The organism is Sphingomonas lacusdianchii, from assembly GCF_022664395.1.
Lineage (GTDB): Bacteria > Pseudomonadota > Alphaproteobacteria > Sphingomonadales > Sphingomonadaceae > Sphingomonas > Sphingomonas lacusdianchii.
The window spans coordinates 143,528-157,650 of the sequence record NZ_JAKRET010000010.1 but is presented as its reverse complement, the minus strand read 5'-3'; the positions used below and the strand labels follow the sequence as shown (position 1 = coordinate 157,650).

At 67.3% G+C, this 14,123-nt stretch carries 15 protein-coding genes and 1 tRNA gene; 7 read left to right on the top strand and 9 right to left on the bottom strand.

The genetic code is table 11. From position 1 onward, the window contains the following. Window positions 1-64 precede the first annotated feature (64 nt). From MF607_RS14545 to MF607_RS14535, 3 genes are all read right to left on the bottom strand, one after another. Window positions 65-724 (bottom strand): sensor histidine kinase, encoded by a 660-nt coding sequence (locus MF607_RS14545; protein ID WP_242120044.1) that lies wholly within the window; start codon window positions 722-724, stop codon window positions 65-67. 161 nt (window positions 725-885) lie between these two features. Next, window positions 886-3,081, bottom strand: coding sequence for a PAS domain S-box protein (locus tag MF607_RS14540; RefSeq protein ID WP_242120042.1), 2,196 nt, complete (start codon window positions 3,079-3,081; stop codon window positions 886-888). A gap of 269 nt (window positions 3,082-3,350) precedes the next feature. Next, window positions 3,351-3,425, bottom strand: a tRNA-Thr gene (locus tag MF607_RS14535). A gap of 110 nt (window positions 3,426-3,535) precedes the next feature. On the opposite strand from MF607_RS14535, the gene MF607_RS22730 reads away from it, so the two are divergent. From MF607_RS22730 to MF607_RS14505, 7 genes are all read left to right on the top strand, one after another. Then, complete coding sequence (locus tag MF607_RS22730) at window positions 3,536-3,667, top strand: hypothetical protein (RefSeq protein WP_277925916.1); 132 nt, start codon at window positions 3,536-3,538, stop codon at window positions 3,665-3,667. A 73-nt stretch (window positions 3,668-3,740) separates the two neighbouring features. Then, entirely contained in the window at window positions 3,741-4,709 is a 969-nt protein-coding gene (locus MF607_RS14530; protein ID WP_242120039.1) for a glycoside hydrolase family 5 protein, read from the top strand. Between the two features lie 43 nt (window positions 4,710-4,752). Further along, on the top strand, window positions 4,753-5,463 hold the full coding sequence (locus tag MF607_RS14525; protein ID WP_242120036.1) for an alpha/beta hydrolase: 711 nt from the start codon (window positions 4,753-4,755) through the stop codon (window positions 5,461-5,463). Beyond that, on the top strand, window positions 5,463-6,215 hold the full coding sequence (locus MF607_RS14520; protein ID WP_242120034.1) for a tetratricopeptide repeat protein: 753 nt from the start codon (window positions 5,463-5,465) through the stop codon (window positions 6,213-6,215). Before MF607_RS14525 ends, MF607_RS14520 begins: the two co-directional genes overlap by 1 nt. A 61-nt stretch (window positions 6,216-6,276) precedes the next feature. After that, on the top strand, window positions 6,277-6,696 hold the full coding sequence (locus MF607_RS14515; protein ID WP_242120032.1) for a VOC family protein: 420 nt from the start codon (window positions 6,277-6,279) through the stop codon (window positions 6,694-6,696). Then, window positions 6,693-7,415: a hydroxyacylglutathione hydrolase gene (gene gloB, locus MF607_RS14510; protein WP_242120080.1), complete on the top strand. Its 723-nt coding sequence runs from the start codon at window positions 6,693-6,695 to the stop codon at window positions 7,413-7,415. The genes MF607_RS14515 and gloB overlap by 4 nt, the downstream gene beginning before the upstream one ends. 18 nt (window positions 7,416-7,433) lie before the next feature. After that, complete coding sequence (locus tag MF607_RS14505) at window positions 7,434-7,829, top strand: hypothetical protein (protein ID WP_242120030.1); 396 nt, start codon at window positions 7,434-7,436, stop codon at window positions 7,827-7,829. Window positions 7,830-7,993: 164 nt separating this feature from the next. On the opposite strand, the gene hslU is transcribed toward MF607_RS14505, so the two are convergent. The 6 genes from hslU to MF607_RS14475 all read right to left on the bottom strand — a co-directional run bounded on the left by hslU (window position 7,994) and on the right by MF607_RS14475 (window position 14,057). Next, window positions 7,994-9,289: an ATP-dependent protease ATPase subunit HslU gene (hslU, locus tag MF607_RS14500; protein ID WP_242120028.1), complete on the bottom strand. Its 1,296-nt coding sequence runs from the start codon at window positions 9,287-9,289 to the stop codon at window positions 7,994-7,996. Window positions 9,290-9,374: 85 nt separating this feature from the next. Then, entirely contained in the window at window positions 9,375-9,926 is a 552-nt protein-coding gene (gene hslV, locus MF607_RS14495; protein ID WP_242120025.1) for an ATP-dependent protease subunit HslV, read from the bottom strand. A 170-nt stretch (window positions 9,927-10,096) separates the two neighbouring features. Further along, on the bottom strand, window positions 10,097-10,507 hold the full coding sequence (locus MF607_RS14490) for a holin family protein (RefSeq protein WP_242120024.1): 411 nt from the start codon (window positions 10,505-10,507) through the stop codon (window positions 10,097-10,099). Between the two features lie 37 nt (window positions 10,508-10,544). Further along, window positions 10,545-11,084 (bottom strand): glycoside hydrolase family 108 protein, encoded by a 540-nt coding sequence (locus MF607_RS14485; protein ID WP_242120023.1) that lies wholly within the window; start codon window positions 11,082-11,084, stop codon window positions 10,545-10,547. Window positions 11,085-11,148: 64 nt separating this feature from the next. Further along, window positions 11,149-11,982 (bottom strand): glycosyltransferase family 2 protein, encoded by an 834-nt coding sequence (locus MF607_RS14480; RefSeq protein WP_242120022.1) that lies wholly within the window; start codon window positions 11,980-11,982, stop codon window positions 11,149-11,151. Further along, window positions 11,979-14,057 (bottom strand): HAD-IIB family hydrolase, encoded by a 2,079-nt coding sequence (locus MF607_RS14475; RefSeq protein ID WP_242120019.1) that lies wholly within the window; start codon window positions 14,055-14,057, stop codon window positions 11,979-11,981. The genes MF607_RS14480 and MF607_RS14475 overlap by 4 nt, the downstream gene beginning before the upstream one ends. Window positions 14,058-14,123 lie beyond the last annotated feature (66 nt).

Below are 14,123 nucleotides of genomic sequence, written 5' to 3'. Positions count from 1 at the left end.
GCACCCTTCCATCGGCTTGTTCCCATCGGTCGCGCCGGTACAAGCCGGCGGACCGGTCCGCGGATCACATGGAGGACGCGTCCGGCACGGCTATCCGTATTTCGAAGCGTTTCGACGCTGGCGCATGCTGGATCAGCACGCCGTCGGCCGATGCGACCAGCCGCCTGACCAGCGACAAGCCCATGCCGGCCTTCTTCGCGTTGTCCGCCGCGGGAAAGGGCATGCCGTCGTCTTCGATGAGGATGGCCGCGTGTCGATCTCCATGGCGACGGATCGATATGCGGATGTGACCCGCCAATCCGTCGTGGAAAGCGTGTTTGATCGCGTTCGTTGCCAGTTCGTTGACGACCAGCGCGAGCGCGGCGACATGGTGTGGACCGAGCCCCTGCACGTCATATTCGGTGTGCAGCGAGATGAGGATCGAACGCGGTTCGGTCTGGCTGACCAGCGCCTCGCATACCTGTTCGAGCGCACGCCGCAGGCTGGTCGGACGCCGTTCGTTCAGATCGGCCCGGGCATGCGCCAGAATGGCGACCCGGGCCATGGCGTCCGCCAGCGCATCGCGGGCTTCCGCATTCGTGGCACGCCGGCTTTGCAGCGACAACAGGCTGACGACGAGCTGCATATCGTTACTGGATCGATGATAGGTCTCGCGCAGCAACAGGTCGTCGCTGGTCCCGGAAAGGTCGAAGCCCGTCGAATGGGACGCGTGCGTGCGGATCATCAGGATCAACCTCCGTGTCTGTCGAGCCTCCCGAGAAACCGATGCGGGAGCATGGCCGGATGTTCAGGAACGGCTGGCGTCCACGCGCGACACCGGTGTTGCCCTCGACCTGGTAGGTGCATCTTTCCCGATGGCCCGCCGTGGCGGCATCCGGAAAATTCCTAAGGATGCTTCCGCGTCTTTCCGCTGGCGCCGGAGGGCGCGATACCGGCGGCAAGGGCGATCTGACCCAGTTCGGTCAGGCTGCCGGCGCCCAATTTGCTCATGACCTGGGATCGATGCAGTTCGACGGTGCGCGGGCTGATGCCCAGTTGCTGCGCGATGATCTTGTTGGTGCCGCCATCGACCAGGCCGACCAGCACGTCGCGCTCCCGCGGCGTCAGTCGGGCGATATGCGCGCTGGCTTCCTCGTTACGCGTCGCGGGCCGTACCGACGCAAAGCATTCCGCAAGGATCGTACCCAGCTTGTCGCGCAACACGGCGTCGTCGCCCAGCAGGAGGAAGTCGATCGCCCCGGCCTTCATCGCGGCGACGGCGGCGTCGGTTCCGGCAGTGGCATCGTCGAGTGCGATGGTCAGCAGTGCGATCGACCGTGCCTTCAGTTCGCGCGGGATCGACAGGCCGGCATCCCGTTCCCGGCGAAGGTCGACAAGGACGCAACCCGCCGCCAGCACCGGTGCGATGTCGAGAAAGGCGGGGGGGCTGTCGAAGATGCGGGCATGCGCGCCACCCATGCGGACCAGACCCGCCAGACGGCGCGCCTCGGCCTCGCGCGTGCTGACGATATAGACCTGGCGGCTGTCCTCCCGGGTCAGGTCCTCGACGATGCCGCCGATGCGGGTCACCGCGCCCTGATCGTCGCGGATCGGGAAGCTGGTATCCCGCAACCAACGGATGCCGTCGTCGTGGGGCCGCACGATGCGATATTCGAACTGCGTGACCTCTCCGGCCTTCACGCTTTCCAAAGCGCGCAGCACGCCGGCGCGGTCATCGGAGTGGACGCCCGCGATCCAGGTGTCGAGATTGTCCGGTGCCTCCTCGCGCGGCATGCCCCATATGCGCGCGAAGGCGGCGCTGCGATAGACGATCGCCCCCGATGCCGTTTCGCCGATCCAGAGCAGGTTGCTGCTGTTATCGGCGAAGCTGCGGAACTGCGCTTCGCTCGCCCGCACGGCCGCTTCGTTGCGGCGTCGCTCGGACACATCGATGGCGGCACCGATGAACCCGATGGCACGACCGTCCCTGAATTCGGTCCGGCCGGACGTCGCGATATGGCGGGTAACGCCGTCATGCCGCCCGATCACGCGATACTCGATCTTGTAGCGGCCATCGCCCGCCGGATCGACACAGGCGGCGGTCGCCGCGCGAACGCGGGGAAGGTCCTCCGGATGGATACCCGCCTCATATACCGACGTATCGACCGGATCGTCGGGTGCCAGCCCCCACATGCGGCGCAGTTGTTCGTCCCAGTCGAGCGCGCCCGTTACCGGATCCCATGCATAGACACCGAGGCCGACCAGCTCGCTCGCCGCCCGCAACCGCGCCTCGCTGCGCTTCGACGCCTCCTCCAGCGACCGGCGCTCACTGGTGTCCCGCGACACGCCGACAACGAGTTCGACCGATCCGTCATCGGCACGGATCGGTCCCCAGCGATAGTCGAAATAGGCGGCGTGTCCGGTCGGGCTCTCGAAGAACACTTCGTCCTCGACGGTTACCGCGTCCCGGAAGATGCGATCGATGTCGGCGTTCAAATGCCGTGCCAGCTCCGGCGGATAGTCGAGGTCGCGGAACGTCCGCCCGACCATTTCCTCGGCCGTCAGTCCGAACAGGTCGAGCATGGCGGGATTGACATAGGCGAACCGCCGCCCGGCATCGAATGCGTAGACATAGTCCGGGATCGACGACAGCGTCGCCTCCAGAAACCGCGATTGATTGGCATATCGCGCGGCGGCCGCTTCGATCTGCTCGCCCGCCCGCTTGAGATCGTTGATATCCTGCACGACGACGATCGCTTCATGGCTGTCGGCGGCTTCGCGGCGAAACGGCACCGCGCTGACGCGCAACCAGCGCTCCACCCCGTCGCTGCCTTCGTGGAGAAAGTCGATGCCGGGCATCACGCGTTCGCCGCGCAGCGCGCGCGCACCGGGATAGTCGTCCGGAGCGATCAACCGGCCCCGGGTATCATACCCCCGCCATCGCCGCGTCTCTTCGGGCTGGCGCGAAGGCAGTTGGTTCAGGCGCGTATAATCGCGCAGGACCTGATTGGAGTGGGTCAGATTGCCGTCGCGATCATAGACGCCGACGCCAAGGGGCAGGTTCTGGAGGACCGACGCCAGCAGCAGCCGTTCGTCCCGCAACGCCCGCTCCGCGCTGTCACGGGCGGACGCTTCCGGGGTTCCGACAGTATCTGATGGGTTCCCCGGCACTTAACGGCCCTCCTGCGGGCAGGGTGCCGGCTTTACCCCAAGTTCCGATAGTCTGGTAAAGTTTCCTAGGGATTACCCCTATGGGACGCGGCCGAACCGCGGGTCTATGCTGGCCGCAGGGATTCCGGGGCGCCGGCATGACGGTCGCGGCAGCCTCTTGCGAGGCTCGGTTCCGCCAGACGGCGGATAGGTCGGGAAAATGGTGCTGCCGGTGAGGATTGAACTCACGACCTCAGCCTTACCAAGGATGCGCTCTACCACTGAGCTACGGCAGCACTCCGAGCCGGGGGGAACCCCCGGCGGCGGGAGGGGCCTATGTGCAGGCATTGGTCGGGAAGTCAAGCGACTGTTGTCGGATTGGTCGCGAAAAGCGTAGAAAGCGCGGATGAACGACGAGGAACGCAAGGCGCGGCTGGCACAGGCGCTCCGCCAGAACCTGCGGCGGCGCAAAGGGCAGGCGCGCGAACTGGCCGATTCGCCAGCGCCGCCCGAAACGGACCTGCCGCCGCCGCCCTAATTCGCGGCAGGTCGCTGCGTTGACACCGTTGACACGGACCGGCACCCTTGTCGCAAGAAAAGGGAGAGGTGCCATGCGTCGCTGGTGGGTGTTGCTGGTCGCGTTGCTGATCGGCCAGGCGGCATGGACGGCGCCCCGCGCCCCCGCCGGATCGCCGGTCGCGGCGCATGGCCGGCTGGCGGTCAAGGGCAATCGCGTGGTCGATGCGCGGGGCAGGCCCTATGCGGTACAAGGCATGTCGCTATTCTGGAGCCAGTGGCAGCCGCGTTATTATGACGCGACGACGATCGACTGGCTGGTGCGAGATTGGCGGGTCAGCGCGGTGCGGGCGGCGATCGGGGCGCAATCGGGTGGCTATGACAAGCAACCCGCGGCCGAAACCAGGCGAGCGGAGACCGTCATCGATGCGGCGATCGCGCGCGGAATCTATGTCGTGGTCGACTGGCATGCGCATCAGCCGCGTGCCGATGATGCGGTGGCCTTCTTCACCCATACTGCCCGCAAATATCGCGGCGTGCCGAACCTGATCTACGAGACGTATAACGAGCCGTTGCCCGAACATGGCTGGGCCAATGTGCTCAAACCCTATCACATACGCGTCATCGGCGCGATCCGGGCGATCGATCCGGATGCGTTCGTAGTGGCCGGTACGCGCAGCTGGTCGCAGGATGTCGACGAAGCGGCCGCCGATCCGCTGCCCTTCGCCAACATCGCCTATACGCTGCATTTCTATGCGGCGACCCACAAGGCGGACCTCCGCGCCAAGGCCGATCTGGCGCTGCGCCGGGGGATCGCGTTGTTCGTCACCGAATATGGGACCACCGCCGCCAATGGCGATGCGCCGATCGACGCCGCCGAGACGCGGACATGGTGGGAATGGTGCGCGAGGAACGGGGTGAGCTATCTCAACTGGTCGGTCGCCAACAAGGACGAAGCCTCGGCGATCCTGAAGCCGACGACACGGGCGCTGGCGGGCTGGCGGGAAAGCGACCTGACCCAATCGGGGCGGCTGGTGCGGGAGCATCTGCGCGGACGTCGCTGAGCGCGGCTTTCGTCCCGGTGCTGCCCGTGGCATGGACGCGGACATGACCGACCCCCGCCCGCTCGCCTATCGTCACACCCCCGGCACCGGCCCGACGATCCTGTTCCTGCCCGGCTATGCATCCGACATGACCGGGACCAAGGCACTGGCCATCGAAGCCTGGGCAAAGGCGCGGGGGCAGGCGTTCCTGCGCTTCGACTATGCCGGCTGCGGCGAAAGCCCCGGCGTGTTCGAGGAACAGACGCTGGCCTGCTGGGTCGACGATGCGCTGGCGATGATCGATGAAGCTATTGAAGGGCCGGTGGTGCTGGTCGGATCGTCGATGGGCGGCTGGATCGCGCTGCTTGCCGCCCGGGCGCGGCCGGAGCGGATCGTCGGCATGGTCGGGATCGCGCCTGCGCCCGATTTCACCGACTGGGGCTTTTCGCAAGCAGAGAAGATGGCGATGCTGACGCAAGGGCGGATCGAGCGGCCGTCGCCCTATGCCGATACCCCGACGGTGTTCACCCGCGCCTTCTGGGCGTCGGGCGAAGCGAACCGGTTGATGCATGGCGAGGTGCCGATCGACGTGGCCGTCCGGCTGGTACAGGGACAACGCGATGCCGATGTGCCGTGGGAACGCACCGTCCATCTGGCGTCGCGGCTTCGTTCAGCCGATGTGCAGACTGTCCTCGTCAAGGATGGCGACCATCGTCTGTCGCGCGACGGCGATATCGCGCTGATCCTGCGCGCCATCGAGGATGTGTTGCCCTGATGCTATCGCCGCTGCTGTTCCTCGCCCTGCAAGCCGCCGCCGGGCCGCAACTCCCCGCCGGGGCGACGCCCGAAGCCCGGTACGACCAGTGCGTCGATGCGGCGACGACGACACCCGACGTGGCCGAGCGGATCGCGGGACAGTGGCGACTGGCCGGGGGCGGGTTCCTCGCGCGGCAATGCCTCGGCATGAGCTATGCGACGCGGCAGAAGTGGAGTGCGGCGGCCGAGGCGTTCGAACAGGCGGCGCGCGAGGCCGAGGTCGCGAAGGATGCCCGCGCCGCCAATTACTGGGCGCAGGCGGGCAATGCGCGGCTGGCCGATGGCGATACGGCCGCGGCGGGAACGGCGCTGGATGCGGCGCTGGCCAGCGGCACGCTGACCGGGCTGGCACGCGGCGAGGCGCAACTCGACCGCGCGCGGGTGCGGGTCGCAGCGGGCGATCTGGCCGGCGCGCGCGGCGATATCGATCGCGCGCTCAAGGACGCGCCGGCCGATCCGCTGGCATGGCTGCTTTCGGCGACGCTCGCGCGACGGACCAGCGATCTGCCCCGCGCCCGGACCGACATTGCCGAAGCGGTGCGGCGGTCGGCCGATGATCCATCGGTGCAGCTGGAGGCGGGCAATATCGCCGGCCTGTCGGGCGATACCAAGGCGGCACGCGCGGCGTTCGAGGCGGTGCAGCGGCTTGCCCCCGACAGTCCGCAGGCCAAGGCGGCATCGGCGGCGCTCGACACCCTGCCGCCGGCCTGAGCCCGGTTGCGGCGATGCGGCGGCGACCCGATATGCCGGGCTTGACCCAAGGGAGCCGCCGATGACCCGCTATCTCCATACCATGATCCGGGTGAGCGACCCGGATGCGACCATCGCCTTTTTCGACATGCTCGGCCTGAAAGAGGTTCGGCGCATGGACAATGACCGCGGCCGCTTCACGCTGATCTTCCTCGCCGCGCCGGGGCAGGAGGGGGTGGCCGAGGTCGAGCTGACCCATAATTGGGATCCCGAAACCTATAGCGGCGGGCGCAATTTCGGGCATCTGGCGTTCCGCGTCGACGATATCTACGCGACCTGCCAGCGGCTGATGGATGCGGGGGTGACGATCAACCGGCCGCCGCGCGACGGACATATGGCGTTCGTGAAAACGCCCGACGGCATCTCGATCGAGCTGTTGCAGGACGGATCGCTGCCCGCCGCCGAACCCTGGGCATCGATGCCGAACGTGGGGACGTGGTGATGGAAGTCGTCTGCGTTCCGGTCCTGTCCGATAACTATGCTTGGCTGCTGCACGACGAAGCGAGCGGCGAGACGGTGGCGATCGATCCGGGCGAAGGGCAACCGCTCCTCGACGCGGCAGGGACACGCGGCTGGACGATCACCGCGATCTGGAACACCCACTGGCATCCCGACCATGTCGGCGGCAATGCGGTGATCAAGGCGGCGACCGGTGCCGAGGTGACCGGGCCGGAGGCGGAGCGGGCGAAGATCGCCGATCTCGACCGCGGTGTCGGTGAGGGGGCGATGCTTTCGGTCGGCGACCGACACGCGACGGTGTGGTCGGTGCCGGGCCATACCGCCGGGCATATCGCGTTCCACTTTGCCGACGACGCGCTGCTGTTCACCGGCGACACGCTGTTCGCGATGGGCTGTGGCCGGCTGTTCGAGGGAACGGCGGCGGAGATGTACGCCAACATGCGGCGCTATGCCGAACTGCCGGCGGACACGCGGGTCTATTGCGGGCACGAATATACGCTGTCGAACGGCCGCTATGCGCTGGTCGCCGAACCGGACAACGCTGCGATTATCGAGCGGATGGCGGCGGTCGAGGCGATGCGCGCGAAGGGCGAGGCGACGGTGCCGACCACGATCGGCGCGGAACTGGCGACCAATCCGTTCCTGCGCAGTCGGTCCGTCGAGGAACTGGCACGGCACCGTGCGGCGAAGGATGCGTTCTAACCGTAGAGGAGAGGCGCGATGAAGCGAATGGCATGGACGGCGGCGCTGCTGTTGGGAGCGTGCGCGACGCCGCAGCAACAGGCGGCGATGCAGGAAAAGGGCGACCGGCTGCTCGCCAAGACGCTGGAAGGGCGGGTCGCGGGCAAGCCCGAAAACTGCCTGCCGACTGGGTTCACGGACGGGCCGCAGATCGTCGGTGACTCGCTGATCTATCGTCAGAGCGGCAAGCGGCTGTGGCGGACGCAGGTGCGCGATCGCTGCCCGTTCCTGCGCGACGACCAGATCGTGGTGTCGATCCTGTACGGGACCAATGTGTGCCGCAACGACCGTTTCCGTCTGGTCGATCGCGGCGTGCCGATCGCGTCGGGCGACTGCACGTTCGGCGACTTCGTGCCGTATGACAAGGTGGGGTGAGACCGGTCCATTCCGTTTGGTTCGAGCTTGTCGAGAACCTGGGTGGCCCAAGCGAACCGGTTCTCGACGGACGCTTCTCGACTCGCTCGAAGCTGCTCGAACCGAACGGGGAGTCTAGGGGTACCCAAACCACCCCCGTTCAGTTCGAGCTTGTCGAGAACCTCTTACAGCACGTAACGGCTCAGGTCCGTGTTCCGGGCGATGCTCGCCAACTGCTTGTCGACATAGGCGGCGTCGATCGTCACCGCCTGTCCCGCGCGGTCCTCGGCATCGAAGCTGACCTCTTCGAGCAGCTTTTCCATCACTGTCTGCAGGCGGCGGGCGCCGATATTCTCGACCTCCGCATTCACCTCCGCCGCGATGCGGGCGATGGCGGCCAGCCCCTCGTCGGTGAAGGTCACCTCGACCGATTCGGTGCCGAGCAGCGCGCGATACTGGGCGGGGAGCGACGCCTTGGTATCCGACAGGATCGCGATGAAATCGGCTTCGGTCAGCCCCTTCAACTCGACCCGGATCGGCAGGCGGCCCTGTAGTTCGGGCAGCAGGTCGCTGGGCTTCGCCACATGGAACGCGCCCGATGCGATGAACAGGACATGGTCGGTCTTCATCGGGCCGTATTTGGTGGCGACGGTGGTGCCCTCGATCAGCGGCAGCAGGTCGCGCTGCACGCCTTCGCGGCTGACGCTGCCGCCGCGCACGTCGCTGACCGCGATCTTGTCGATCTCGTCGAGGAAGACGATGCCGTTCGCCTCGGCATCGGCAAGGGCGGCGCGGCTGACCTCGTCCTGGTCGAGACGCTTGTCGGCCTCTTCCTCGACCAGCTTGTCCCATGCGGCACGGACGGTCAGCTTGCGGCGCTTCTGCTGGCCGCCCCCGAACGCCTTGCCCATCATTTCGGACAGGTTGATCATCTGCGGCGCGGCGCCGGGGATTTCGAACGGCATCTGTGGCGCAGCGTCGAGTTCGATCTCGACCTCCTTGTCGTCGAGATGGCCGTCATTGAAGCGCTGGCGGAACGCCTCGCGGGTGGCTTCGCTGGCGCCCTTGCCGGTCAGCGCATCGAGCAGGCGCGCCATCGCCGCTTCCTCGGCCTTGTCCTTTACCGCAACGCGGCGGCGTTCGCGCTCCAGCCGGATCGCTTCCTCGACGAGGTCGCGGGCGATCTGTTCGACGTCGCGGCCGACATAGCCGACCTCGGTGAACTTGGTCGCCTCGACCTTCACGAACGGCGCGTCGGCGAGCTTGGCGAGGCGGCGGCTGATCTCGGTCTTGCCGCAGCCGGTGGGGCCGATCATCAGAATGTTCTTCGGGGAAACCTCGTCGCGCAGGTCGGGCGAGAGCTGCTGGCGGCGCCAGCGGTTGCGCAAGGCTACCGCGACGGCGCGCTTGGCGTCCTGCTGGCCGATGATGTGCGCGTCGAGGGCGGCGACGATCGCCTTGGGAGTGAGTTGGTCGTTCATGACAATCCTGCAAACACGTCACCCCAGCGGAGGCTGGGGTCTTGCGGTAACGGAGAGACCCCAGCCTTCGCTGGGGTGACGGCGATCAACTGGCGCTGTCGAGCGCTTCGAGGGTGACGCGATCGTTGGTGTAGACGCACAGGTCGGCAGCAATGGCGAGCGCCTTCCGCGCGACCTTTTCGGCGTCGCCTTCATAGTCGGAAAGGGCGCGGGCGGCGGCGAGGGCGAAATTGCCGCCAGAGCCGATCGCGGCGATGCCGGCCTCCGGTTCGAGCACGTCGCCATTGCCGGTGACCACCAGCGTCACGTCCTTGTCGGCGACGATCAGCATCGCTTCCAGATTGCGGAGGAATTTGTCGGTACGCCAGTCCTTGGCCAGTTCGACCGCGGCGCGCAGCAGCTGGCCCTGATGGCGCTCCAGCTTCCCTTCCAGCCGTTCGAACAGGGTGAAGGCGTCGGCGGTGGCGCCGGCGAAGCCCGCGATGACCTTGCCATCGCCCAGCGGGCGGACTTTCCGCGCATTGGGTTTCATGACCGTCTGTCCGGCCGAAACCTGTCCATCCCCCGCGATCACCACGCGACCGCCGCGACGCACGGATACAATCGTGGTGCCGTGCCACACCGTCTCTTTGCTCATGGCCGCGGATATGGGGAGGGGCGGGGCGGGTGCAAGTTCCTCCCCGGTACGAGGAGGGGGACCAGCGGAGCTGGTGGAGGGGGGTGTCCACATACGAAACCGTTGCGTTGCGCGGCCCGCCCCCTCCACCATGCTTCGCATGGTCCCCCTCCCCGCGGAGCGGGGAGGAATTACTTTTCTACGCCTTTGGCCTTCCCCCAAGCTCTTGCCGCGGTGTAGCCGAGATAGCCGGTGCCGAAGAGCGCGTACAATTCCTCCGGGATGCCGCGCAGATAGGCGGTCATGCCACGGGCGATGCCGGCGGCCAGGTCGGGCTGGACCGCTGAGATCAGCCCCATCGGGATCGCCCAGAGCAGCAGCGCATACATCACGTAGAGAAAGCCCGGCCTTGCGCGCGAGGTCCAGGGGTCGGTCGACTGCGCCTCCGCCACGATCGCCGAGAGTTGCGCCTTGACCCGGTCGAGATCGGCGGTCGATTCGAGTTTGAGCAGTTCGAGCTTGGCCGCGTCGCGCGCCTTGGGATCGGGGATAAGCTTGTCGAGCAGCGCCGCGATCGGCGCGATCAAGGTGTCGAGCATCATGGTTCCTGTCGTCGGAAGTTGACAAAGGTTACACGGATCAGCCTGCGCGATGGGCCAGCCAGCCGTAGAGAAAGGCTTCGTTGGCGGGGCGCAGTTCGGCGAGGCGGAGATAGCGTTCTCCCTGCAAGGCATTGATCGCGCGGACCAAAACCGTCTCCGCCGCCGGGCCGCGCGTGGCGAGCAGGGCGTCGAGGGCATGCAACGTTTTCGCGCCGATGTTGCCATCGACCACGATATCGGCCCAGTCGCGTTGCTCGCGGTTGAGGGCGTTGAGGACGCGTTGCAGAAAGGTCGCGGCGACCGCCGGTCCCATGTTGACGCCGGTGTCGAACAGTTCGGCGGCAAGCGCGGGCGCGCGCAGCGCGACGCGGTCGAAGGCCGGCGCCTGCCAATAGCGACGGCGGTAGAGGGTCGCCGCAAAGCTGCGCGGCAGTTCCCGGATCGGGCCGTCATAGCCTTCGGCGCGGGCGACGGCCTGGGTAATGCCGAAACGGGTCGGGCCGCCACGATCGGCGGGGTGGTCGACATAGCCGCCTTCGCGGTCGATGACGTCTTCGATAAGGTTGGTTGCGTCCATATCATCCTCCTGTTGGAGGTGGAACGTAACCAGAACGGTTCGTTGTAGGAAAGCCGGGCGATCCCTAGCTGAACAGTGCGTCGGCGCGGTGGCTGGTGGCAACTTCGGCTGAAGTCGGATGGCGCAGCATCGTGATCGCATCGGCATCGGGCGACCAGCGGATCAGTCCCATCTCGGCGAACTGCCCGAGCCAATAGTCCATGCACCACCGCCCCCAGCGCGCGCGAAAGCGGGTGGCGTTGCGCAGGATCGCGTCGAACTGGTGCAGCGGCGGGACGTGGACGGCGTGATGCTGATGCCACGCGACCGCACCGCCGACCCATGCCATCGGCACACCAGCCGCCGCCAACGCCCAGGCGAAGTCGGTCTCCTCGCCGCCATAGCCGACATAGCCGGTGTCCATGCCGCCTGCTGCATCCCACGCGCTGCGCGGGAGGGCGAAGGACAGGCCCCATAGCTCGCCATGGCTCGGCACCGGACGGACTTCGTTATCGGCCAGGGCCGGCTTGGCCGGGTGGCGGACGGACCTGTCCGGATCGACCGGGCCGGGCGGCAGATAGCGAACCTCGCCCAGATAGCAGGCGGGGCGTTCGTCGAGCACCGTGGCATAGCGCGCGACCAGCGGGGGCGAGGGAATGCAGTCGACGTCGAGGAAGATCAGCCGGTCGCCCCGCGCCGCCGCCGCCGCTTCGTTGCGCGCCCGCGCCAGCGGCATCGGGTCGCCGGGCACGAACACCTCGCGCACCGGCACGCCGGGATCGGGCAGGCCGGCGGGGGCGGCGTCCTGCATATAGGCGATGACCAGTTCGTCGGGCGCGCGCGTCTGTCGGGCCAGCCCCGACAACAAATTGGCGAGATGCGCGGTCCGCCCGCGCACCAGCGTACAGACCGAGATCACGCCGAGAGGCGCTGCTGCACCGGCTGCGGCTGCGCCCGGAAATGCGCGACCCCCTCCATGATGCCGAACGCATAGCCGCGCCGCGCGACATAGCTGTGGGCGAGGTCGGGACGCTGGGCGAGGCCGTCCGAATAATTGCCGACGATGATGGCATGGGCGCAGGCGCGCAGCATCTCGACATCGTTGCCGCTGTCCCCGGCGACGATCACCTGATCGCGGCGCATCCCCGCGCGTCGGCGGACATAGTCGACCGCCGTCCCCTTCGACGCGGCGAGCGGGAGGATGTCGAGATAGCGGCCATGGCTGTGGATCACCGACGCGGCGAAGCCGGCATCGGCGAGCAGGTCGCGGATGCGCTGGGCGATGTCGGGTTCGCCGGCGGTAAAATAGCTCAGCTTGTGGCTGCGCTGTTCGAGCGGGCTTTGCGGACGCAGATCGCCCTGCGTGGCGAGCAGCGCGGCGATCGCCTGCCGATCCCAGCCGGCATCGATCGTCGCGGTCCATGCGTCGTCGCGGACATAGATGCCGCCATGGCCGCGGTGATAGATTTCCGAGCCGACCGAGGTGATCATGACCGCAGGCGGCGCGACCTGGTTCTGGGCGAGGATCGCGAGCGCGCTGTGCAGGCTGCGCCCGGTGGCGATGCCGAACATCATGTCATGCTGGTCGCCATGCCACAGGTTGAACGCCTGTGCCGCTTCGCTTTCCCCGAGCAGCGTGTTGTCGATATCGGAGATCAGCAGCAGGCGCGGTGCCTCGGCGACCGGGGCGGGCGGGGCGATCACCGCCTGCGCCAGTTCGGCATAGCGCGCGACATGGCCGTCCCAGTCATAGAGTTCGGCGGCGGTCGCGCCTGCCCGCGAATAGCGGTCCCACAGCGCGTCGTCGGACAGGATGGTCAACATTGCCCGGCCGATCGCCTGCGGATCGCGCGGGTCGACGAGGATGCCGTTGCCGCAGCCCTCGATAATGTCGTTCGGCCCGCCGCTGTCGGTCGCGACCAGCGGCAGGCCCGATGCCGCCGCCTCCAGCAGCGTCAGGCCGAAGGGTTCGTTGAGTGCCGGATTGACGAAGATGCCGCGCCGCGCCCGGGCATGGGCATAGAGGGCGGGGACCTCGTGCGGGGCATGGGTCTTGGGAATCGCGACCGATCCGTACAGGTCGTAACGGTCGATCAGCGCGAACAGTTCGGCCATGTTGCCGGCCAGTTCAGGTTCGAGGCTGCGCGGATCGTCGCGCGTGCCGGCGACGATCACCAGATTGGCGGCGGTCTGCAGCGCCGGGCAGCGGCCATAGGCATGGACCAGGGCGGCAAGGTTCTTCTTGCTGACGGGCCGTGCCAGCGCGAGGATCACCGGCTTGGACGGATCGGCAAGGAAGCGATCGATCCGCGCATCGACCATCACATCGCTGCAGGTACCCGCGAACATCGCCAGATCGCTGCCCGGCGGGATGATGCGGATGCGGCCGGGATCGTAGCTGGGATAGCCGGCATATTGCACCTCCGCCTCGTCGCGCGACGAGGCGATGATCGCATCGGCACCGGCGATGGCGCGGTCCTCGATATCGATACGGCGCTCCAGCCCCTGCGTCTCGGCGCAGTCGGTGCCGAAGGCCATACGCTTGACCCGACCCAGCGAATGGGCGGTGAAGAGATAGGGGATGCCCAGCCGCGCCTTGACCGCCGCCGCCACCGCGCCGGCATCGGCATAATGGGCGTGGATCAGGTCGGGGCGTCGGTCGAGCCCCTCGATATGCATGACGAGCGCGTCGATCAGGCTGTCCTGTTCCTGCCACAGCGCTTCCTTGGCCAGATAGGCGTCGCTGGCCGAGCGCAGGCGAACCAGCCGGGTGGTGTCGTCGATCGTTTCCACCTCGCGCCAGTAACCGTCGCCGAGCGGGCCGCCGCGAAAGGCGCGGGTGACGATCTCGGTCCGGGTAATGGCGTCGTTCCGGCCGGTGGCGGCGACCAGATCGAGCAGATAGCGGATATGGCCGCCGGTGTCGGCGGTAACGCCATATTCGACCTCGCGCGCACGAAGACAGCCCTGTAGCGCGAGGTGCAATATGAACATTACGGAACTTTCCCGTTAAAATTTGCGGACTTGTGCCCGCCCCGACAGGAACCGTTCGGCTCCCGC

What these genes read in the sequence shown, in the direction of transcription:
- MF607_RS14545 (WP_242120044.1), bottom strand. Translation starts at nt 724, where the DNA reads ATGATCCGCACGCACGCGTCCCATTCGACGGGCTTCGACCTTTCCGGG.
- MF607_RS22730 (WP_277925916.1), top strand. Translation starts at nt 3,536, where the DNA reads ATGAACGACGAGGAACGCAAGGCGCGGCTGGCACAGGCGCTCCGCCAG.
- MF607_RS14530 (WP_242120039.1), top strand. Translation starts at nt 3,741, where the DNA reads ATGCGTCGCTGGTGGGTGTTGCTGGTCGCGTTGCTGATCGGCCAGGCG.
- MF607_RS14525 (WP_242120036.1), top strand. Translation starts at nt 4,753, where the DNA reads ATGACCGACCCCCGCCCGCTCGCCTATCGTCACACCCCCGGCACCGGC.
- MF607_RS14520 (WP_242120034.1), top strand. Translation starts at nt 5,463, where the DNA reads ATGCTATCGCCGCTGCTGTTCCTCGCCCTGCAAGCCGCCGCCGGGCCG.
- MF607_RS14515 (WP_242120032.1), top strand. Translation starts at nt 6,277, where the DNA reads ATGACCCGCTATCTCCATACCATGATCCGGGTGAGCGACCCGGATGCG.
- MF607_RS14505 (WP_242120030.1), top strand. Translation starts at nt 7,434, where the DNA reads ATGAAGCGAATGGCATGGACGGCGGCGCTGCTGTTGGGAGCGTGCGCG.
- hslU (WP_242120028.1), bottom strand. Translation starts at nt 9,289, where the DNA reads ATGAACGACCAACTCACTCCCAAGGCGATCGTCGCCGCCCTCGACGCG.
- hslV (WP_242120025.1), bottom strand. Translation starts at nt 9,926, where the DNA reads ATGAGCAAAGAGACGGTGTGGCACGGCACCACGATTGTATCCGTGCGT.
- MF607_RS14490 (WP_242120024.1), bottom strand. Translation starts at nt 10,507, where the DNA reads ATGATGCTCGACACCTTGATCGCGCCGATCGCGGCGCTGCTCGACAAG.
- MF607_RS14485 (WP_242120023.1), bottom strand. Translation starts at nt 11,084, where the DNA reads ATGGACGCAACCAACCTTATCGAAGACGTCATCGACCGCGAAGGCGGC.
- MF607_RS14475 (WP_242120019.1), bottom strand. Translation starts at nt 14,057, where the DNA reads ATGTTCATATTGCACCTCGCGCTACAGGGCTGTCTTCGTGCGCGCGAG.